At 63.3% G+C, this 21,434-nt stretch carries 18 protein-coding genes; 14 read left to right on the top strand and 4 right to left on the bottom strand.

All coding sequences use genetic code 11. The annotated features are described in order from the left end of the window. Window positions 1–6 precede the first annotated feature (6 nt). The 6 genes from secD to rarD all read left to right on the top strand — a co-directional run bounded on the left by secD (window position 7) and on the right by rarD (window position 5,532). Complete coding sequence (gene secD, locus ACP15P_RS16770) at window positions 7–1,671, top strand: protein translocase subunit SecD (protein WP_424929607.1); 1,665 nt, start codon at window positions 7–9, stop codon at window positions 1,669–1,671. A 15-nt stretch (window positions 1,672–1,686) separates the two neighbouring features. After that, window positions 1,687–2,652 (top strand): protein translocase subunit SecF, encoded by a 966-nt coding sequence (gene secF, locus ACP15P_RS16765; protein ID WP_424929606.1) that lies wholly within the window; start codon window positions 1,687–1,689, stop codon window positions 2,650–2,652. Further along, a complete protein-coding gene (locus tag ACP15P_RS16760) occupies window positions 2,652–3,401 on the top strand; it encodes a sulfite exporter TauE/SafE family protein (RefSeq protein ID WP_424929605.1) in 750 nt (249 codons plus the stop codon). The genes secF and ACP15P_RS16760 overlap by 1 nt, the downstream gene beginning before the upstream one ends. A 25-nt stretch (window positions 3,402–3,426) precedes the next feature. Next, on the top strand, window positions 3,427–3,789 hold the full coding sequence (locus ACP15P_RS16755; protein WP_424929604.1) for an Mth938-like domain-containing protein: 363 nt from the start codon (window positions 3,427–3,429) through the stop codon (window positions 3,787–3,789). A 149-nt stretch (window positions 3,790–3,938) separates the two neighbouring features. Continuing rightward, entirely contained in the window at window positions 3,939–4,538 is a 600-nt protein-coding gene (locus ACP15P_RS16750) for a superoxide dismutase (protein ID WP_424929603.1), read from the top strand. A 91-nt stretch (window positions 4,539–4,629) separates the two neighbouring features. Next, entirely contained in the window at window positions 4,630–5,532 is a 903-nt protein-coding gene (gene rarD / locus ACP15P_RS16745; protein WP_424929602.1) for an EamA family transporter RarD, read from the top strand. 13 nt (window positions 5,533–5,545) lie between these two features. Here the strand turns inward: rarD and ACP15P_RS16740 are convergent, their stop codons facing one another. Further along, a complete protein-coding gene (locus ACP15P_RS16740) occupies window positions 5,546–6,118 on the bottom strand; it encodes an LOG family protein (RefSeq protein ID WP_424929601.1) in 573 nt (190 codons plus the stop codon). Window positions 6,119–6,236: 118 nt separating this feature from the next. Here ACP15P_RS16740 and ACP15P_RS16735 point away from each other — a divergent pair, with 118 nt between their 5' ends. After that, window positions 6,237–7,529, top strand: coding sequence for a LysM peptidoglycan-binding domain-containing protein (locus tag ACP15P_RS16735; RefSeq protein WP_424929600.1), 1,293 nt, complete (start codon window positions 6,237–6,239; stop codon window positions 7,527–7,529). Window positions 7,530–7,533: 4 nt separating this feature from the next. Beyond that, on the top strand, window positions 7,534–9,372 hold the full coding sequence (locus ACP15P_RS16730; protein WP_424929599.1) for an ABCB family ABC transporter ATP-binding protein/permease: 1,839 nt from the start codon (window positions 7,534–7,536) through the stop codon (window positions 9,370–9,372). A 276-nt stretch (window positions 9,373–9,648) separates the two neighbouring features. Here the strand turns inward: ACP15P_RS16730 and ACP15P_RS16725 are convergent, their stop codons facing one another. The 3 genes from ACP15P_RS16725 to ACP15P_RS16715 all read right to left on the bottom strand — a co-directional run bounded on the left by ACP15P_RS16725 (window position 9,649) and on the right by ACP15P_RS16715 (window position 15,372). Further along, window positions 9,649–10,557 carry a hypothetical protein gene (locus ACP15P_RS16725; protein WP_424929598.1) on the bottom strand — a complete coding sequence of 303 codons (909 nt, stop codon included), beginning with the start codon at window positions 10,555–10,557 and terminating at the stop codon, window positions 9,649–9,651. A gap of 268 nt (window positions 10,558–10,825) precedes the next feature. Then, window positions 10,826–14,290 carry an efflux RND transporter permease subunit gene (locus ACP15P_RS16720; RefSeq protein ID WP_424929597.1) on the bottom strand — a complete coding sequence of 1,155 codons (3,465 nt, stop codon included), beginning with the start codon at window positions 14,288–14,290 and terminating at the stop codon, window positions 10,826–10,828. Continuing rightward, window positions 14,290–15,372 (bottom strand): efflux RND transporter periplasmic adaptor subunit, encoded by a 1,083-nt coding sequence (locus tag ACP15P_RS16715; protein ID WP_424929596.1) that lies wholly within the window; start codon window positions 15,370–15,372, stop codon window positions 14,290–14,292. Before ACP15P_RS16715 ends, ACP15P_RS16720 begins: the two co-directional genes overlap by 1 nt. A 681-nt stretch (window positions 15,373–16,053) precedes the next feature. Here ACP15P_RS16715 and ACP15P_RS16710 point away from each other — a divergent pair. The 6 genes from ACP15P_RS16710 (at window position 16,054) to ACP15P_RS16685 (ending at window position 21,408) form a co-directional block, all read left to right on the top strand. Continuing rightward, entirely contained in the window at window positions 16,054–16,746 is a 693-nt protein-coding gene (locus ACP15P_RS16710; RefSeq protein WP_424929595.1) for a tetratricopeptide repeat protein, read from the top strand. A gap of 4 nt (window positions 16,747–16,750) precedes the next feature. After that, window positions 16,751–18,106, top strand: a complete 1,356-nt coding sequence (locus ACP15P_RS16705; protein WP_424929594.1) for a PQQ-like beta-propeller repeat protein — start codon at window positions 16,751–16,753, stop codon at window positions 18,104–18,106. Window positions 18,107–18,163: 57 nt separating this feature from the next. Beyond that, window positions 18,164–18,511, top strand: a complete 348-nt coding sequence (locus ACP15P_RS16700; RefSeq protein ID WP_424929593.1) for a hypothetical protein — start codon at window positions 18,164–18,166, stop codon at window positions 18,509–18,511. Continuing rightward, a complete protein-coding gene (locus ACP15P_RS16695) occupies window positions 18,504–19,130 on the top strand; it encodes a DedA family protein (RefSeq protein ID WP_424929592.1) in 627 nt (208 codons plus the stop codon). The genes ACP15P_RS16700 and ACP15P_RS16695 overlap by 8 nt, the downstream gene beginning before the upstream one ends. Before the next feature lie 335 nt (window positions 19,131–19,465). After that, on the top strand, window positions 19,466–20,920 hold the full coding sequence (gene der, locus ACP15P_RS16690; protein ID WP_424929591.1) for a ribosome biogenesis GTPase Der: 1,455 nt from the start codon (window positions 19,466–19,468) through the stop codon (window positions 20,918–20,920). A gap of 71 nt (window positions 20,921–20,991) precedes the next feature. Then, the gene (locus tag ACP15P_RS16685) at window positions 20,992–21,408 is read left to right on the top strand and encodes a hypothetical protein (protein ID WP_424929655.1); all 417 of its coding nucleotides are present in this window, start codon (window positions 20,992–20,994) and stop codon (window positions 21,406–21,408) included. Window positions 21,409–21,434 lie beyond the last annotated feature (26 nt).

The following is a 21,434-nucleotide window of genomic DNA, read 5'->3' as shown; positions in this document are numbered from 1 at the left end:
TACTCCATGCTGAACTTTCCGCTTTGGAAAAAACTGCTCGTCACGATTGTCTGTCTGGCAGGTTTGACCGTAGCCTTCCCCAATCTGTTCTACGGAAATGTCGAGCGTCACAACGATGCGCTTCTCGTCGTTGAGCAGGGGGGCGAAACCACCGCCGGGGTTGAGGAGGATATCGGTCTTTGGCCGTCCTTCCTGCCCTCCGGTCTGGTCAATCTTGGCCTCGACCTGCGCGGCGGGGCGCATGTGCTGGTGGAGGTGCGGACCTCGGATGTTTATGCCGAGCGTATGGAATCCCTCTGGCCGGAACTTCGCGACCGGTTGCGCGAGGAGCGCGACACGGTTGGCTCCGTCAGACGGCTCGACAGCCCACCTGACGTTATGCGCATCCGCATCGGCAATCCCGATGCGATGAACGCGGCCCTTGAAGCCGCCCATGAAATTTCACAGCCCGTCATTTCCCTGACAGGAGCCACCTCACGTGACTTCACCGTGTCGGCGGATGGCGATGAGCTTGTGGTGGCGCTGTCCGACGCGGAACGCAGTGCGATTGACGAGCGCACGATGCTCCAGAGCCTTGAAATCATTCGCCGCCGCGTGGATGAGACGGGCACCCGCGAGCCCACCATTCAGCGGCAGGGCAGCGACCGCATCCTGGTCCAGGTGCCCGGCATCGGCTCGGCCGAGGAACTTCTGGCCGTGATCGGTCAGACCGCCAAGCTGTCGTTCCACCCTGTCGTCAACCGCACCTCCGACGGCAACACCCGGCCTGGCCTCGATGAACTGGTTTATCCGTCAATGGATGAGCCGGACACCTGGTACATCCTCGAAAAACGCTCCGTCGTGACCGGCGAGCAGTTGGTCGACAGTCAGCCGTCCTTTGACCAGAACGGCCTGCCTTCCGTCAGCTTCCGCTTTAATGCGGCCGGTGGTGCTGCCTTCGGTGCCTACACGGCGGAAAACATCGGGTCGCCCTTCGCGATTGTCCTCGACGGCGAAGTGATCTCCGCCCCTGTCATCCAAAGCCACATCCCCGGCGGCTCCGGCATCATCACCGGCAACTTCACACCGGAGGAGGCCTCGCGGCTTTCGATCCTGCTGCGCGCCGGTGCCCTTCCGGCCGAGATCGACGTACTGGAACAGCGGACGATTGGGCCGGAACTGGGCCAGGACTCCATTGACGCCGGAAAAATTGCCGCTCTCGTGGCGATGGGAGCCGTTCTGGTGTTCATGGCGCTGGCTTATGGCCTGTTCGGCATCATTGCCGACATCGCGCTGCTTCTGAACATTGCGCTGATTTTCGCGCTGCTTACGTCCATCGGTGCGACGCTGACCCTTCCTGGCATCGCCGGGCTGGTTCTGACCATCGGTATGGCGGTGGACGCCAACGTGCTGATCTTTGAGCGTATCCGGGAAGAGCTTAAAGGCTCCCGCGGTCCCGCGCGCGCAATTGAACTGGGGTACGAGAAAGCCTTCTCGGCCATTCTCGACGCCAACGTTACCACCCTGATCGCCGCCGTGATCCTGTTCGTCATCGGTTCCGGCCCGGTGCGCGGCTTCTCGGTGACGCTTGGGCTCGGTATTGTCACCTCCGTCTTCACCGCGCTCTACGTCACCCGCATGATGATCGTGACGTGGTATGAGTGGCGCAGGCCCAAGACGATTTCGGTTTAGGAAAGGGTTCGCACCATGAGACTGAGACTCGTTCCTGAAACGACCAGAATGAACTTCTTCCGGATGGACCGGATTCCGCTGCTCTTCTCCATGATTGCGGTGGTCGCCTCGCTGGTTCTGTTCGCCATTGTCGGGCTGAATTTCGGCATCGACTTCCGCGGTGGTACGCTCATCATGGCAGAAACGCCGGAAGAGCAACCCGTAGGTGATTTCCGCGACGTTCTGACCGAACTCGACATCGGAGAGGTCGCGGTGACGCGCGTTTCCGATCCGGCGGGCCGGGAACGCCACGCGGTTCTGATGCGTATCGGTATCACCGACGAGGATCCCGATGCGCAGAAGGCTTTGGTGACGCAGGTTCAGGAGACCCTGAACGCCGCCTTCCCGGGAATTTCCTACCTTCAGATCGACAATGTGGGCGCGAAAGTGTCCGGCGAACTGGTCACCGCGGGCATTCTGGCGGTCGTCTCCGCCATTGCCGCCATCCTGTTCTACATCTGGCTTCGGTTCGAGTGGCAGTTTTCGGTCGCCGCGGTGGCGGCTCTGGTCCATGACGTGGCGCTCACCATCGGAATATTCAGCCTGCTTCAGATCGAGTTCAACCTTTCGATCATCGCGGCCATCCTGACCATCGTGGGCTATTCGCTCAACGACACCGTGATCGTCTTCGACCGCGTGCGTGAGAACCTGCGCAAGTACAAGACGAAGGATCTTCAGGACGTTCTCAACCTCTCCATCAACGAGACGCTGGCCCGGACGGTCATGACCTCCGGCACGACGCTGATCGCGTTGCTGGCGCTCTATTTCCTCGGTGGCGAGGTGATCCGCGGATTTACCTTCGCGATGATCTGGGGCGTGGTTGTGGGTACCTATTCCTCGATCTGGATCGCGTCGACCATCCTGCTGCGCCTTGGCGTCAAGCGTGACTGGTCCAAGCCGAGCGCCGGTGCCGGGAACCAGTTCGCCAATATCGACGCCTGATGTCCAGGCTCGTGGAGGCCGTATCTTTTGACGGCCTCCCCGTTCTGATCGCAGCCGTCGTTGTCGCGGGGCTCGTCCGTGGCTTCACAGGTTTCGGGACCGCGCTGGTTTACGTTCCCCTGGCCTCGACCGTTCTGTCCCCGGTCCATGTGGTTGTAAGCCTGATGGTATTCGACATCTTCGGCCCTCTGCCCCTCATGCCCCGTGCCCTGCGCGACGGTCAGGCGAGGGAGGTAGCGCGGCTTCTGCTTGGTGCCGTTGTGGGCCTGATTATCGGTCTCACGCTGCTGACGCGCGCCGATCCGGTGGTGTTCCGCTGGGGCGTCTGCGTGCTCTCTATTGTCCTGCTGCTGATCCTGATTTCGGGCTGGCGCCACCGCGGCAGCCTCAGCAAAACCGGTAAGGCGTTTCTGGGCGGGGCCTCCGGCCTGCTTGGCGGTGCGGCCGGCCTGCCGGGACCGCCGGTCATCCTGTTCTATCTCAGCGGCCAGGCGAATCCCGCGGCGATCCGGGCGAACATCCTGATGTATCTGGTGTTCTTCGACGTCATGTTTTTCGTCGTTCTCGGGATAAGCGGCCTGATGGAATGGATGCCGGTCCTCATCGGTCTCCTCCTGGTCATTCCCTATGGCCTCGGCGGGATGATTGGGCAGGCCATATTTGATCCGGCCCGCGAAAAGGTATATCGCTCCGTTTCCTATCTGGTCATAGCGGCGGCCGCCGTGACGGGGCTCCCGCTGTTCGACTGAACCGTCAAGGGAAGGCACGAACCCCATGCAGACCACCGAGATCAAGTTCAACGACCGCGTCCCCGTGGACGGCTATGCGCCCGGCGGCTTCCGTATCGGCGGCGCGGTCCATATGGGGCCGGTCGCCGTGTTCCCCGAGGGCGCCGTCGCCTGGACCGGCCTGCCGGATTTGACCCCGCTGATAGACCGCGCGGCCGAGCTGGACGTCCTGCTCGTTGGGCTCGGGCCCGACATGGTCGAACCGGAGCCGGAGTTCCTGAAAAACCGGGCGGCGCTGGAGGCGCTGGACGTGGGCGTGGAGGTCATGAACACGCCCTCCGCCTGCCGGACCTACAACATTCTGCTCTCCGAGGGACGCCGCGTTGCCGTTGCCCTCATGCCGGTCTGAAGCGTCTTCGGAACCTGTCTCCGCTTTACACGTTGGGCCGATGTACGGAGTTTGACACGCGTCAAATGTTCCCCTTTCGCCGGCCGTCATAGTGGCTATAAGAGCGGGAGCGGAACCAAACCGACACAGATAACAGCGAGGAGTACCACATGGCTTTCGAACTTCCCGATCTTCCCTATTCCCATGATGCGCTTGCGGATCTTGGCATGTCCCGGGAAACGCTGGAGTATCACCACGACATTCACCACAAGGCCTATGTCGACAACGGAAACAAGCTGATTGCCGGTACCGAGTGGGAAGGCCGTGATCTTGAGGAAATCATCACGGGCACCTACGCTTCCGATGCCGTCGCACAGAACGGAATTTTCAACAACGCCTCCCAGCACTGGAACCATATGCAGTTCTGGGAAATGATGGGACCGGGCGGCAACGACATGCCCTCCGAGCTGGAAGCCCGTATCAAGGAATGCTTCGGCTCCGTTGACCAGTTCAAATCCGACTTCGCCGCCGCAGGTGCCGGCCAGTTCGGCTCCGGCTGGTGCTGGCTCGTTGCCGAAACCGATGGCAGCCTGAAAGTGACCAAGACCGAAAACGGCGTGAACCCGCTCTGCTTTGGCCAGAAGGCACTGCTCGGCTGCGACGTTTGGGAGCATTCCTACTACATCGACTTCCGTAACAAGCGTCCGGCTTACCTGAGCAACTTCCTCGACAAGCTGGTCAACTGGGAAAACGTGGCGTCCCGCCTCTAATCCCAGCCAGTATTTGAACCGGGAGCCCGTCGGTATAACCGGCGGGCTTTTACTTTCCACCACTCCCCATTTCAGAACCGGATTACCCCAGATGCGTAGCGAAACCCAGGGCGTGCTGACCATGGCCGCGGCCGCGACTCTCTGGGGCCTGAACGGCTGGTTTTACAAGTTCCTCTCCCACGTGCCGCCGCTGGAGGTGCTCTGTCACCGCATCCTGTGGAGCGTCGTGTTCTTCGGACTGATCATCGTGCTCCAGGGCCGCATGGCCGAGGTCCGCGCCGCATTTGGCCGCAACAACCGGGTTGGCCTCCTGCTGCTCAGTTCGCTGCTGATTGCGGTCAACTGGTTCGGCTTCGTCTATGCGGTGCATGTCGGACGCGCGCTCGAGGCGAGTTTCGGCTACTACATTTTCCCCCTGATGACGGTGGCGATGGGCTACGTCGTCTTCGGCGAGCGCTTCTCCCGCTGGCAGATGCTCGCGGTCCTGCTCGCCGTTCTGGCCGTGCTCGTCATGATCCCGGGCCTCGGCGGACTGCCAGTGATCTCCCTGGTCCTTGCCACCTCGTTCACCTGCTACGGCCTCGTCAAAAAGCGCGTGACAACGCGGCCGATCCCGGGCGTGTTCATCGAGGCGCTGTTCCTTCTCCTGCCGTCGCTGCTTTGGCTCATGGCGGTGCATTTCCACCTCTCCTTGGCGGAGGGGCCCGAGCCCGGCGCCTGGTTTGGCCGGGACCTTGCCACCACGCTTCTGCTCATCAGCTCCGGTCCCATGACCGCCCTGCCACTGGTTCTGATGTCCAACGCGGCCCAGCGGATCAGCTTCGCGACCCTGGGCCTTGTGCAGTACCTCAACCCGACCATGCAGGCGCTCGTCGCCATCCTCGTCTTTGGCGAGCCGTGGACGCCGTGGCACACGCTGGCCTTCTGCCTGATCTGGTCAGGCCTCATTATCTATTCGGTCGAAAGTTTCCGCAGGCAATCCCGCCCCGCCTGAACCGGGTCTCCGGTCAGGCTCCGGTGGCCGCGCCCTTCGCTTCAAGGTCGGCCATGAGCGCCGGGACGTTATCCACCACGGTCAGGAAATCGCGGAAGCTTTCCCCGGCAAACCCCTCACCGATGACATGGTCGATCAGCGCCACCAGCGGGTCCCAGTAGCCGTCCACGTTCAGGAGATACACCGGCTTCTCGTGCAGGCCGAGCTGTCGCCAGGTCAGAACCTCGAACAGCTCGTCCAGCGATCCTGGACCACCTGGCAGCGTGACAATCGCATCGGCGTTCATGAACATGACCTTCTTGCGCTCGTGCATGTTCTCCGTGACCACGAAAGTTGACAGATCCCGTTTGCCCACCTCCCGGTCCAGAAGATGTACAGGGATCACGCCAAAAGTTGTGCCGCCATGTTCCTGTGCCGACCGCGCCACGGCCCCCATCAGCCCCACATCACCCGCGCCATAGACGAGCCGCAGATCGGCTCCGGCGAGCGCCTGACCGAGATCGGTCGCCGCCTGCTGATGGGCGGGATTGTTGCCCTGGCGGGAACCACAGAAGACACAGACGGACCGGATGGTTTGGGGGTGCATGGACAGTTTCCTTGCTTCGCAGTAGTTTGCAGTGCAACAGATTTATGACGGCGATCGCCTGGATCGGTCAGGCTTCCTGGCCGGTATTGGCACCGGAGCACGGAAAAGGGAAGAGCGGATGGGTGAACACCCCCGGATCGGAGCGGGACGCGGAACACTCGCCGCCATCTTTTGTGTGGTGGTCGTTGCCATTCTGTTATTCCTCAACCGGATCGACGGAACCGGCGAAACCACGGCGGTCGCTACCCTTGGGGCGGATGAGACTGCGGAACCCGTAGAACTCGCCGAAGAAACCGCTGCGGACGTTCCGTCCGGGCCGGTGGCGGAACCCGCACCGGAGGAGGAGGCGTCCGGTCAGGTTGCGACCCTGGAACCGCTGGACGAGCCTGCAACGGCCGAAGAGGCTGCAAGCACCGTTACGGATTCCGGTGAGGCTGACGAACCACAGGATGAGATCACCTCAGGGCCGGACGGGGAAACTGTCGCAGATGAGCCAGCCTCCGCCCCCGCTCCCGGCTTTGATGTTGTGCGCGTGGATCCAACAGGTTCGGCTGTTGTTGCGGGAACCGCCGCTCCCAACGCCATGGTCACTATTGTGGACGGAACCAACGCTCTGGCCGAGGTCGAGGCCGACGGCGCAGGCAATTTCGTCGCCGTATTCGAGGCCGGCCCCTCCACCGCGCCCCGGGCGCTGACGCTAAACGCAGTCACGCCGGACGGCTCCGCATCCGTCTCCGACGACGTGGTCGTGCTTCTGCCCGAGGGATCGGAAGATGTGGCCGTCGCCGCGGTGGATCCGGAAGAGCTGTCTCCAACAGAAGACACCGCCTCTGACGCCGGCGGAGAAATCGCCGCCACCGCGATTATCCGGGACGGCGACGTGGAGGTCGTTACCAATGAGCCGCTGGAAAACGTCTCACAGGCGCAGGTCAAGCTCTCCAGCATCTCCTATTCCGAAACCGGAGAGGTCACCCTCGCGGGCCTTGGCCTCGCGGGATCGCCCCTGAGGGTCTATGTGGACGCCACGCTGGCCGGCGAGGGCCGCGTGGGCGACGATGGCCGCTGGGTGATGATACTGTCGGACGTGGAGGAAGGGCTCTACGTGCTCCGCGTCGACCAGCTCGACGAAAACGGCAGCGTTATCAGCCGCATCGAGACTCCGTTCAAACGGGAGTTTCCGGAGGTCGCGGTCGGCCCCGGCGGGTCTTCCGGGCTTGTGGGAACCGGCGGTGCGCCGGTCTCGGTCACGGTGCAGCCAGGCGGCAATCTCTGGACGCTGGCCCGCATTCATTACGGCTCGGGCGTGCTGTATACCCAGATATTTACCGCCAACAGCGATCTGATCCGGGATCCCGACTTGATTTTTCCTGGTCAGGTTTTAGCTATTCCGGGTCTGGAAGAGGCCCAATAATCACATGTCATCAAATTCAGCCGAAAAGGCTTACCCGCCAAGGGACAGCGGGTGGAAAATTATTCGCCGCGTTCTGCCGTATCTGTGGCCCGAGAACAATCCGGGATTTCGCCGCCGGGTTGTGATCGCGATGGTCATGCTGGTGCTCGCGAATGTTGCCACCGTTGTCTCGCCGTTCTTTTTTAAGGCGGCAGTGGACGGGCTTGCGCCGGAGGATGGCGCGGATCAGGCGGCCTATCTTCTGATCGCGGGGCCGGTGGCGCTCACGCTGTTTTATGGGCTGACCAGGCTTGCGGGTGTGGGCTTCGCGCAGATGCGCGATGGCGTGTTTACCCGTGTGGGTCAGAGGGCGCTTCGCCGGCTGGCACTGGAAACTTTTCAGCATATTCATGCGCTTAGCCTGAGATATCACATCACCCGCAAGACGGGTGGCCTCAGCCGGATCATTGAGCGCGGGGTCAAGGGCGTTGATTTTCTGCTCCGTTTCCTCCTGTTCTCCATCATCCCACTGATCATACAGCTTGGCTTTGTCGGCATTATCTTCTTCGCCGCTTTTGACGTGCGGTATCTCGCCGTCGTGGTGGTCACGATCGGGCTTTATGTCTGGTTCACATTCGCCGTGACCGAATGGCGCGTTAAAATTCGCAAGGAGATGAACGACCGTGACAATGACGCGAACCAAAAGGCCATCGACAGCCTGCTGAACTTCGAAACTGTCAAGTATTTCAATGCGGAACACCGCGAGGCGGAGCGCTATGACGCCTCGATGGACGGCTATGAATCCGCCGCCGTACGGACGGGGATTTCGCTGGCCTGGCTCAATTTTGGTCAGTCGCTGATCATTACGACGGGCCTCGTGCTGGTGATGGTCATGGCGGCGATGGGTGTGACGTCCGGGACCCTGACGGTTGGGGATTTTGTGATGGTGAACGCCTACATGATCCAGATCACCATGCCGCTGAACTTCCTCGGCACGGTTTACCGCGAGATCCGCCAGGCCCTGGTCGATATGGGCGAGATGTTTGGACTTCTCGAGCAACCGGCTGAAATCACGGACAAATCTGATGCGAAGTCGCTCGAGGTCAGTGGCGGACGGCTGGAGTTTGACGATGTTTCGTTCCATTACGACACTGAACGCGGCATCCTCCACGGCCTTAGTCTGACGGTCGAACCGGGTGAAACCGTCGCGGTTGTGGGGCCGTCGGGGTCGGGGAAATCGACGATTGGGCGGCTTTTGTTCCGGTTCTATGATGTGACGGACGGGGCGATCCGGATTGATGGGCAGGATTTGCGGGACGTGACGCAGTATTCGCTGCGGTCGCAGATCGGAATGGTGCCGCAGGACACGGTTCTTTTCAACGACACGATCTACTACAACATCGCCTATGGCCGCCCTGAAGCCAGCCGCGAGGAGGTCGAGGCCGCAGCGCGGGCCGCGCAAATCCATAGCTTTATCAGTGCCTTACCGGAAGGCTACGACACTGTCGTGGGCGAGCGTGGCCTCAAACTTTCCGGCGGCGAAAAGCAGCGTGTGGGCATTGCGAGGACGCTTTTGAAGGATCCGCCGATCCTGCTTTTGGATGAGGCGACTTCGGCTTTGGATACGGAGACGGAGAAGGAAATTCAGGACAGTCTGAAGGCCATGGGGGAGGGGCGCAGTGTGATTACCATTGCGCACCGGCTCTCCACGGTCGTGGACTCGGACCGGATTATCGTTTTGGAAAAAGGGGTTGTGACCGAGCAGGGCACCCACGAGGAGCTTCTGGACCTCGGTGGCCGCTACGCCCGGATGTGGGCCCGCCAGGCCGCGGAACGGGAAGAAGAGCAGTCCAACGTGGCCTGAATCCGGTCGGAAAGTGGCACGGTTTGGTCCCGAAGTGGCACAGATGTGCAGGGATTTGGCACAGATTGTGAGTCAAATGGCACAGATTGCACGGGGTTTTGCCGAAAATGGCCGAAATTGCTGGTGGTTTGGTCGCTGGTGGCTACGGTAATGCTTAATCCTTATATCTGATTAGGTAGACTGGCTGCCTTTGGGTATCCTTGGTTTCATTTATGCGACCGGTGTCCTTAGGAGATCTCATAAGTTGAATGAGCTTGGCCCGAACTGACCCGTTTGTCACGGTGGCGGCAAGACTTGAACCCAATCCAAAATCGATTTAGCCGCGGCCGATAATGCTTCTCCAACTTGAGCCCACGATAGCCCTGCCACATTGCTAACAAGCAATGCGGCCGCGCCTCTTGCGCCCCACTTGCCAAATTCTTTTGCACTTTCTTGCATTGCGAGGTCGCAGTATCTGGCAATGTAATTTCCTGCTCTCGACAGTATTCCTTGGCTCTTTTCGACAACTGCCACATCGGGCTTGTCAAGTTCCGCTTGCCTGCGAGTATCGTCAATCGCTTGTTTGAGTACGTTCAGATCTATCGAAGTTAGGGGCGCTGTAGTCAGATCTGGTTGTGGTTCTGGTAAAGTGGGATCCTCGATCGGGCCAGGAGGACCGTTGTGGCCAATTTTTCCAAAGTGCTCGGAAAGCGGAGTGATGATTTCCTCAAGTCGGTCGAGTTGTTTTAGCATTTCCCGTTGAGCGGCTTCCCTTGCGGGTGGCGATTTCGAAAATGCATCACTGAAAGCGCTACTGAAAAAAGTCGGCGAGGTTCCTGCAGTCGCGTCGTGTTCCTCTAGGAAGTGCAGTTCCTCATCATCTTGTCCACCGTAATTTATTGAGGCCCATTCAATTGTGCCATCTGCCTCAATTTCTTCGACTGCTTCCTGCATCAAATCAAAGTCGGCTACGTCGCTAAACTCGTTTTGAATTTCGTCATTTGCTTCGAACGGACCAAGGCCGCCAACCCAAAGGTATCCGCCCTCTGCAGTGTTGTACGAAACCCGATTGGCTGGGTCTTCGAAATGGTGATGAAACCAATTCACCATGACATCAACTTTTTTGTCTCTTGAAAACCTCTTGAATGTCGAGGATGCATAACCTCGGAAGCCAGAATAAGCTCCAAACCGTTGAAGTTCAGCCATTGCGTTTTCGTCACCGTTTATAACGTTGTGTTATTCAATAGCGTCGAATCTATGTTTCCTCAATTATCTATGGTTGTATTCAGTCAATGCTTCGATCCGGCACGGAATCCAGGGGCAGAGCCCCGCCGTGCCTGCGCCGGACCGTCCCCCAGGGACGGCGCATCGTTGGAGTTTTCGCGTCGTCCAGGCGTGACAAGTACATGACGCCATGAAATCGCGTCGCCCGGTTGTTGGGTGCGCCCTCCCACGGTCCGGCGCAGGCACGGCGTTACTCGGCGGCTCTTTGGTGGTCGCCGGGGGTGGCGTGGGCGGGGGGGTGTGTGGTCCAGTCGACATCGCGCGCCTCGGATTTGCGGGCGAGTTTGCGCAGGGCGCGGTCGCGTTTGACGCGGTCGGAGGTCAGGCCAAGGCGGATGCCGATTTCGATGAGCAGGGCCTTCACGCCGGAGGACAGCCACACGCGGATGGCGAGCAGCGCGGGTGTGACGATCAGGGTGAGGAAGGTGGCGAGGCCAAGGCCGAACACCACCGCGGTGGCGAGCTGTTTCCACCACATGGCCGCGGGTGAATCTATGGAATAGCCGCCCTGGGCGAAATCGATGGAAATGCCGAGCATCATGGGCGAAAGGCCCGCCATCGTCGTGATGGTGGTCAGAAGCACGGGGCGCAGGCGGGCCTCGGCGGTGCGGGCGATGGCCTCGAGCGGCGGCATGTAGCGCTCGTATTCCTGGTAGGTGTCGATGAGGATGATGTTGTTATTCACCACGATCCCGGCCAGAGCCACGATGCCGGTGCCGGTCATGATGATGGAGAAGGTCTGGTCCATCACCAGCATTCCAATCAGAACGCCGGTCACGGAGAGCACCACGGCGGTCAGCACGAGGACGGCATTGTAGAACGAGTTGAACTGGGTCAGCAGGATGATGAACATCAGGCCCAGGGCGGCGGAGAAGGCCACCATGAGGAAGGACTGGGCCTCGGCCTCGTCCTCCTGGTCGCCGGTCCATTCCCAGGAAACACTGGGGGGCAGCTCGGCCTCGTTTTCCAGCCATTCGGTGACCAGGGCGATCTGGGCGTTGGCATTGCCGTCGGGCGGGATGTCGGCCTTCACGTCGAAATAGCGCAGGCCCTGGTAGCGGTCGATCTGCGCGAGCGAGGCCACGGGTTCGCGGTCGATGAAGGCGGCGAGCGGGATGAGGCCCTGTGCCGTGCGGACGCGCAGGCTGTCGAGGGTGGAGAGGACGCGGTATTCCTCCGGCAGACGGACGCGGATGTCGATCTCGTCGTCGGAGCTGTCGACGCGCATGGTGTCCAGGGTGAGGCCGCGGGTGACGAGCTGGACCATGGCGCCCACGGTGGCAACGTCCGCGCCGAAGCGTCCGGCCTGGGCCACGTCCACATCGATCTGCCAGTCGATGCCGGGAAGGGGCAGGGTGTCCTCGGTGTCGACGAGGCCCTCCATGGAGGCGAAATGCCCGTGGACCATTTCGGCGGTGGATTTGAGCGCGTCCCAGTCGGGGCCGGAGAGGCGCAGCTGAAGCGGTTTGCCCTGACCGGGACCCTGGGCGGCCTCGGAGATTTCCGCACGGATCCCTGGGATCTGGCTGAGTTTGTCGTTGATTTCAGCCAGGATCTCGTGGCCGGAGCCGCGGTTTTCCCAGGGCTCCAGCTCGATCTGGACCTGGCCGATGGCATCACGCGGGCCGGAGGAGCCGATGGAATCCGCCAGTCCCCCGGAGCCCGCGAAGGCGAAGATCGAGGCAACACCGGGGGTGTCCGCGACCACGTCCTCGACCTGCGCCACCAGTTCGTCCTTCTCGTCGAGCGACAGGTTGCCGCGGGCGCGGACATAGGCGATGGCCCGTTCAGGTTCGGTGGAGACGAAGAATTCAACGCCGCGGCTGTGGGTGCCGAAATAGGAGAAGACGGAGATCACGAAGAAGATCACGGCGGCGATGGCCACGAAGGGCATGACCGGGTTGCCGGTGAGGAAGCGGATGACCCGGCCAAAGGCGTTGGGGCGGTAGCCGGCTTTCCCCACGGGCGGGATTTTGACATGGCGCAGCGAACTGCCGATCAGGGAGAGGCCGAGGCAGCCCAGGGTGATCAGCAGGAAGCCTGGCACCAGCGTGTGATGCACCAGCAGACCGAGCCCCGCGAGCAGGGCCAGCGCGCCGGGGATGAGCAGGAGCGCGCGGATCCATGTGGGGATGTTGTCGTGGAGCCATTCGGCGCCGTGTTCCATGGAGCGCGACAGGCGTCCGGCGATGCCGCCCAGCACCGGCAGGTAGATCAGGGCCACAACGAGCGAGGCTGAGAGCACGAAGATCAGTGTGACGGGCAGGTTGCCCATGAACTGCCCCGCGACGCCGGGCCAGAACAGCATCGGGAGAAAGGCGCAGAGGGTCGTGGCCGTTGAGGAGATGATGGGCCAGAACATGCGTTTGGAGGATTCCGCGTAGGCGCGCATGGGGCCCTGGCCCGCGTCGATGCGCTGTTCGGCGTATTCGGCGATCACGATGGCGCCGTCCACGAGCATGCCCACCGCGAGGATGAGCCCGAACATGACGATGTTCGAGACGGAGATGTCGAACACGGCCAGCAGGGCGAAGCAGAGCATGAAGGAGGTGGGAATGGCGAAGCCCACCAGCAGGGCGGAGCGGGTGCCGAGCGAGGCCAGCACCACGACCATGACGAGGCAGACGGCGGCCAGGACCGAGCCCTGAAGCTGCTGGACCATGCTTTCCACGTCCTTGCTGGTGTCCATGGAGAAGTTGACGCGGACGGACTGCTGCAGTTCCGGCGGCCAGGTCTGGCGGGCTTCCTCAACGGTGTCGCGTACGGTCTGGACGGTCTCGATGACGTTCTCGCCCTTGCGTTTGACGACCTGCATGGCCACCGTCGGGTTGCCGTTGAAGCGGGCGGTGCCCTCGCGGTCCTCGAAGGTGAGGCGGATCTCGGCCAGGTCGCCCAGGGTGATGATGCTGTCGCCGTTGACCTTCACGGGCAGGTCGTAGACGTCCTGGGGGCCGTCGAAGGCGGCGGGGATCTTGACGGCGAAGGAGCCCTGGGGGACCTCGACCTCACCCGCCGCGATCAGCTGATTGTTGCGGGTGACGACGGTGATCAGCTCATCGGCCGTGACGTTGTAGGCCTCGAGCTTGAGCGGGTCGATCAGCACCTCGAGCATCTCATCCCGGTGCCCGGCCAGGCCCGCCTCCAGCACGCCGGAGAGGCTTTCGACCTCGTCCTGAAGCTCCTTCGCCACGCGCAGCAGGGTGCGTTCGGGCACGTCGCCGGAGAGGGAGATGACGAGAACGGGGAACTCGGAGAAGTTCAGCTCGGTAATGGTGTACTGGTCCGCGCCGTCCGGGAACTGGGCCTGGGCGCGGCCCATGCGGTCGCGGGTGTCGGCCAGAATGGCGGTTTTGTCCCAGCCGAAGTCGAATTCGAGCGCCACACCGGCATAGCCCTCGGCGGCGGTGGCGGAGATTTTCTTCAGCCCCTCAAGGCCGCGGAGTTCGGTTTCCATGGGCCTGACGAGGAGTTTTTCGCTGTCTTCGGCGGAGATGCCCTGGAAGGGGACGGAGATGAAGAGGGCGGGGATTTCAATGTCCGGCTCGCCCTCTTTGGGCAGGGAGACATAGGCGGTAATGCCTGCCGCGAGCGACAGCAGGACCAGCGCCACGATGGTGCGTGCGCGCGCGGTGGCCCAGTCGACGAGGCCGGTCATTACATGTCTCCCTGGAAGGTCGGTATGACCGGGTGGCCGTCCGTTACGAATTCCTGGCCGACGATGATGATGTCGACCTCATCGGGCAGGCCCGCGACCCAGACGCCGTCGGCGGTGTCGCGGATCACGGTGACGGGCATGAAGCGGGCCACGTCGCCATCGACCGCGCGAATGCCAAGCTCGCCGCTGTCGTTCAGCGTAAGGGCGGACTGGCGGACGAGGTGGGCGTCGCGGCCGGAGAGGGAGACGAGGATTTCGGCGGTGATGCCGTCCCGGATCTCAAGGTCGGGGTTGGGCACGGTGGCCTCGACCCGGAAGGTGCGTGTTTCGGGGTCCGCCGAGCGGGAGACGAAGGAGACCTCGCCCATGAATTCCTGGCCCGTCAGCAGCCGCGCGCCGACCTGGGCGCCGACGCGGATCTCGTCCACGGAGCGCTCGGGGGCGAAGCCGATCAGTTTGATCGGGTCGAGGTCGATGATGGTGGCGCATTCGGAGCCGGGCCGGAGCAGCTCGCCAAGCTCGGCGGTGTCGGTTTCCAGCAGGCCGGAGAAGGGCGCGTGGATTTCCAGCAGGGCTATTTCGCGCTCGGCCTGTTCGATCAGGGCCTGGGCGGCCTGAAGGGCGGCGCGGTTGCCGATGGCGGTGGTCTCGGAGGTGAAGCCGCGCTCAACAAGGGATTCGGAGGCCTTGCTGTTGGCTTCGGCCTCGAGGTAGCGGGCGCGGGCCTCGGCGAGGGCCGCGGGCCTAGTGCCGGGGTCGAGGCGGCAGAGCAGGTCGCCCTTCTCAACCATGTTGCCGCGGCGGATGGGCTCGGAGACGACCTGGCCCGTGACCTCGGCCCGGACCTCGACGCGGCGCATGGCCTCGGTGCGGCCACGCAGGACGAGGCCGCTTTCAACCGTGCTGGCCGTTGATTTCATGGCGACAACCGCGACGGCCTCGGACAGGGTGTCGGTCTCGGCGGTTTCCTCCGCGGGGGCGGTTTCGGCCCCGGCCATGGCGCGCAGGAGGTCGCGCTCCATGATGAAGACATAGAGCAGAAGTCCGACCACGACCGCGCTCAGCACAGAAAAAATACGCATCCACCGCTCCATCACCGGACGGCCAGGCCTGGGCCCCGTTCCGCCAAATTACCCATGTCCCTGACGCCCCCGCCGTAACGTACCGGCCTGACGCAGGCCAATTTAACACCAAATTACGGATGGCAAAAGACTTTGGATTATTATGGGTGTTGGAGAGAAGGCACTGTGCTGTTGCTGTGACGCGGCCGGTGGATGCCTGGGACCGGGGTTAATTTAGGTCGGGAAGCCGATTTGCCGGTCATTCGTGGCCAAATGACGACTGTGATCGTTGTTGTGAGTCCAAATTAACGTTTGTCGACGGTTGATGCGGCGCGGCTACGGGCACGGAACAGAGGGGCTTCAGCCCCGCCGTGCCTGCGCCGGACCGGGCCCGGAGGGCCGGCGCATGATGACGTTGGTACCGGGTTCGGAGGGAAGGGGTATGGGGCGGCATGAAATCGCGTCGTACGGGTGTTTGGGGCGCCGGCCCCCCGGTCCGGCGCTGGCACTGCTTTTCGCGAAGGCGGCGGGGCTGACTCCGCGTTCATCCACCGGGTCGGGAGGGCTGGCGCTGGCACTGCTACTTGCGTAAGCGGCGGGGCTGGCCGTGCATCCGCCCGCTGGCGAGGGTCCGGGACGATCGGGCTTGGCAGTTTGGGGGTGCGCCTGTATACCGCGCGGACCATCGGGTCGGAGAAGAAATTGAGCGAAGAAACTGATTCCTTTATGCACGAGGTCAGCGAGGAGGTCCGGCGGGACCGTCTCTATGCTTTCCTGCGCAAATGGGGCTGGCTGATCGGGCTGGTTCTGGTGCTCATTGTTGGTGGTGCCGGGGCCAATGAGTGGCTGAAATACCGTGCCGAGACCGAAGCCCAGGCCGCGGGGGATGCCCTGCGTGTGGCGATGGAGGTTGAGGATCCCGCGGAACGGGCTGCGCAAATTGCGGAATTTGCCAATGCCAATCCCTCCGCCGCCGGGTTTGCCCGGATCGCCCAGGCCGGAAGCCTGGTGCAGGCCGGCGATGAGGCCGGGGCTGCAGAGGTGCTGGCGGCGGTGTCCGTTGATCCCGAGGTTTCGCCCATTTTGCAGTCGGTTGCGTCCCTGCGGCGGGTGATGCTGATGGGGTCTGAGCTGCCGTCTTCCGAGCGGCTGGCGATTTTGCAGGGGCTGACCGATCCGAACGCGCCGTTCCGGCCTTTGGCTCTGGAGCAGCGGGCGCTTTACTACCTTGAGGAAGGGGACAGCGCGGCGGCAATTCCCGATCTGGAACTGATCCTGGAGGAGCCGGGTGCAACCCAGGCTCTGATGGATCGGGCACGGCAGCTGATCGTGGCGGCCGGTGGTGCGGTTCCGGTGAGCGGTGGCCCTGGCGGGCTGACGGTTCCGGAAGGTTGATGGCATGATCCGGGTGTCGCGTGGTTTTGGAGCCGGACGGGTGCGGCGTGCCGCGCTGACGGTTCTGGTTGCGGGTCTTCTGGCGGGATGTGCCGACGACGATCCTATCATTCAGGGCGAACGCGAGCCGGTGCGGCCCAATGAGGCCGCGATCGAGGCGGATCTGGCGGCGCGGGCGCGCCCCATATCGCTGCCCGCCCCGGTGGCCAATCAGGACTGGACCCACGCAAACGGCTCGGCTGACGGGCGACGGGTGCATGCGGCGCTGGCGCCGGTGCCGCAGATGCGCTGGACCGCCGATATTGGTCAGGGCGACGACAAGCGCAACCGTATCACCACGACCCCGGTCGTGGCGGGCGGGCTGATTTTCGTGATGGACAGCCATGTGCGCGTCTCGGCACACAACACCTCCGGGGCGCGGGTCTGGACCGCCGGGCTGGTGCCGGAGGGGCAGGACCCCGAGAACGGTTTTGGCGGCGGTATGGCCGTGGCGGGCGGAAGCCTGTTTGTAACCACGGGTTTTGGCGAGGTCATTTCCGTGGGCGCGGCGACGGGTCAGGTGCGCTGGCGGCGGCAGTTTGATGCGCCGATCCGCTCGGCCCCTTCGGTGCGCGATGGCCGGGTGTATGTGGTGTTGCGCAATGACACGGCGCTGGCGCTCGATGCGGGCAGTGGCGAGACCGTGTGGGAAAAGGAAGGCTATGGCGGGTCCGCCGGTCTTCTGGGCGGGGCGTCCATCGCGGTGGATGGCTCAGTGGCCGTGGTGCCGTTTTCCACCGGCGAGGTTCTGGGCCTGTCGCCGCGCACCGGGCTGCAGCAGTGGGGCACGGCAATAACCGGCGGGCGTGGCACGCTGGCGCGCGGGCAGATCAATGACATATCCGGTGATCCGGTGATCTCTGGCGGCTTTGTCACCGCGTCGAGCCAGAACGGGCGCACGATCCGGGTGAACAAATCCACCGGTGAGCGGATCTGGACCGCGGTGGAGGGTGCCTACGGGCCGGCATGGCCGGTTGGCGGGTCACTGTTTATCGTGTCGGACCGGGCGGAACTGGTGCGGCTTAATGCCGCGGACGGGTCGGTGATCTGGTCCCAGACACTGCCGCAGCTGTTCCCGAATACCGGCTGGTTTGGCAATGAGAAGACGCCGTATCTGGCCATTCCCCATTACGGTCCGGTTCTGGCCGGTGGGCGGCTGTGGATTGCCGGGGGGGACGCGATGCTGCGGGCCTTTGATCCGGTGGACGGGCGCCAGGTGGCCGAGATTGCGCTGCCCGACGGGGCGGCCGCGTCGCCGGTTGTGGCCGGGGGCGTGATGTATGTGGTTGGCACCGAGGGGCAGCTGCACGCACTGCGCTAGGCCCGGTCGGGCCGGTCGGTGCGGGCATCTGCGGGCCGGTGGAACGGGAGCGGACGGGTGCTGCGGTTTATCAGGCAAAACAGGGTTTTGAGCCTGGCCTTTGGGCTGGCGCTGCTGGCGTCGGCGGTGTTTCTGTTCAGGTTTACGGCCGGGGTGATCTACTGGGCCGATCCGCGGCACGTGGATCAGCCGGTCGCAGGCTGGATGACGCCGCGCTATGTGGCCCGGTCCTGGAGCGTGCCGCCCGAGGTGGTGGATACCGCGCTGGGTCTGGCGCCTGGCGGGCGTGGCGGTGGGCGGCCGACGCTGGAGCGGATCGCGCAGGAGCAGGGGCGGGACGTGCACGAGCTCAGCGCCGAGGTTTACGAGGCGATTGAGGCGTATCGGGACCGGCCGGATGGATGAGCTGTTTTTCGGATTTGTCTCGACCTTTGGTCTGCCGGTCGTGGCCGTGTCGGCGTTTTTGTCCTGTCTGGCGATGCCGATCCCGACATTTGCGGTGATGCTGGCCGGTGGGGCGTTTGCCGCCTCCGGGGATCTGGTGCTGTGGCAGGTGGTGGCGACGGCCTATGCCAGTGCGGTCCTGGGCGACCAGGCCGGGTTTCAGATCGGACGGCTGGGCGGTGCGACGGTGGTGGCTCGGCTGGAGCGCAATCCGACGCGGGCGGCGCTTGTCGGGAAGGCCCGGCGGACGGTCGACAGGTGGGGTGGTCCGGGGGTGTTTTTCTCGACCTGGCTGTTCGCGGCGCTGGGGCCGTGGGTCAACCTGATCGCCGGGGCGATGCGGATGTCGTGGCTGCGGTTCACGGTCTGGGACGCGCTGGGCGAGGCGATCTGGGTGACGGTGTATGTTTATCTCGGCTTTGTGTTTGCCGAGCGACTGCCGGAGCTTGCGGATATGGCGGGGGATGCGGCGGGTCTGGTGACGTCGCTGTTCCTGGTGGCGGGTCTGGGTCTTTTGATCGTGCGGGCGGCGAAGCGGGCGCGGGGGCGTCGGAAGGCGGGCGGTGGTTTGGCGCGGTGAGTTTGGCCGGGGGGCTTCGGTTTCTAAGGGGGTTTTATTTGGGGGCGAGCCTGTGAGATGTCCCGCCCGGCGGTGACGCCGGGCTGCGCCGAACCTCCCCCCGGAGGCGCACTGCGCCACCAGGTTCTGCGCTGCCCTGGTTTGATGGGCGGAGGGGTTTCGTAACTCGGGGTTGGTTGGTGCAGCGAGCCTGTCAGACGTCCCGCCCGGCGCTGCCCTCGTTTTATGGGCGGATGAGCGGAAGCCACGCTTTTGTGAATCCGGTAGCCAAAGGCGGTGCAAACGGGTAACGGTGCGGCGCCGTGGCGTGGGGCCCGGCATGTGTGGATGTGGTCATGGCTTTCAAGCTCGCAATCATTGGTCGCCCGAATGTGGGCAAATCAACGCTGTTCAACCGTCTGGTCGGGCGCAGGCTCGCGCTGGTGGATGACCAGCCGGGGGTCACGCGCGATCTGCGCGAGGGTGACGCGCGGCTGGGGCCGCTGAGGTTCACGGTCATTGATACCGCGGGGCTGGAGGAGGCCACGGACAACAGCCTTCAGGGCCGGATGCGCGGGCTGACCGAGCGGGCGGTGGCGATGGCCGATGCCTGCCTGTTCCTGGTGGATGCGCGCGCGGGTCTGACGCCGCTGGACCGGACGCTGGCGGATCTGCTGCGGAAGGCGGGGCGGACGGTCCTTCTGGCCGCGAACAAATCCGAGGGCAGGGCCGCGGAGGCGGGGCTTTACGAGGCCTATGAGCTGGGGCTGGGTGAGCCGATTGCCATGTCGGCGGAGCACGGGCATGGCATGGATGAGTTGCGCGGGATGCTCGAGCCGCTGATGGAGGCCCATGCGGAACGGGACGACCAGGACGACATCATCGACGAGATCGATGACAGTGTGGACGAGGACGGCAATGCGGAGGAAATCCCCGATGACCGCCCGATCCAGATTGCGGTGGTGGGGCGGCCCAATGCGGGCAAGTCGACCCTGATCAACAAAATTATCGGCGAGGAGCGCCTGCTGACCGGGCCGGAGGCAGGGATCACGCGGGACGCGATTGCCGTGCGCACGGAATGGATGGGCACGCCGTTCAGGATGTTCGACACGGCGGGGATGCGCAAGAAGGCGAAGGTCCAGGAGAAGCTGGAAAAGCTCTCGGTCTCCGACGGGCTTCGGGCGGTGAAGTTTGCCGAGGTGGTGGTGCTGCTGCTGGATGTGCAGATCCCTTTTGAGAGCCAGGACCTGCGGATTGCCGACCTTGCGGAACGCGAGGGGCGGGCCGTGGTGGTGGCGGTGAACAAATGGGACCTGGAAGAGGACAAACCCCAAAAACTCAATGAGTTGCGCGAGGCTTTTGGACGGTTGCTGCCGCAGTTGCGCGGTGCGCCTATGGTGACGGTGTCGGCGGCGACAGGCAAGGGGCTGGACCGGCTGCACACGGCGATCACCAAGGCATATTCCGTATGGAATACAAGGATTTCCACCTCGAAGCTCAATCATTGGCTGGGCGATCAGATTGCCGATCATCCACCCCCGGCGCCGGGCGGACGGCGCATTCGGATGCGGTATATTACCCAGGTGAAAACGCGGCCGCCGACTTTTGTTGTGTTCACCTCAATCCCCGAGGCGGTGCCAGAGGATTACAAACGCTTCCTGGTCAACGGGTTGCGGCGCGATTTTGAGATGCCGGGCACGCCGATCCGGCTGTTCCTGCGCTCGGGCGACAACCCCTACAAGGGGCGGAAGAAGCCGAATTACACCTCGCTGACCAAGCATGTGAAACCGCGTAAGCCCTGGGAACAGTAACGGTGGCCGGCGCGGACGGGATTGCGTTCGTGCGGCTGACCGAAGTGCCGGTTGGCGATATTTTGACACATATGAGTGATCCGGTGGTGGCGGAGCATATGCCTCTGTCGACCCGGCGCTGGGACGCGGCGGCGACCGCGGCGTTTGTGGCGGCCAAGGAGGCCACCTGGGCGCGCGACGGGCTGGGTCACTGGGCGATCCTGGTGGACGGGCGCTACGTGGGCTGGGGCGGTTTTCAGAAGGAAGGCGACGAATGGGATTTCGGCCTGGTGCTGAAACCTGATGCCTTTGGTCTGGGCCTGCGGATAGCGCGCCGGGCGCTGGACCTGGCGCGGGCGGATCCGCGCATTCCGTTCGTGACGTTTCTCCTGCCGCCCTCGCGCCGGAACCTCGGTGCGCTGCGGCGTATGGGAGCGGAGTTCGTGGGTGAGGTGGATTACGCGGGCGCGGTGTTTCGCAAATACCGGCTGGAGACCGCGTCGGGGTAAATATTGACATAACCGGTTTTGTGGTT

Origin of the sequence: Amaricoccus tamworthensis (assembly GCF_049800875.1) — a bacterium.
Classification (GTDB): Bacteria; Pseudomonadota; Alphaproteobacteria; order Rhodobacterales; family Rhodobacteraceae; genus Amaricoccus; species Amaricoccus tamworthensis.
This window is presented reverse-complemented; position numbering and strand designations above follow the sequence as displayed.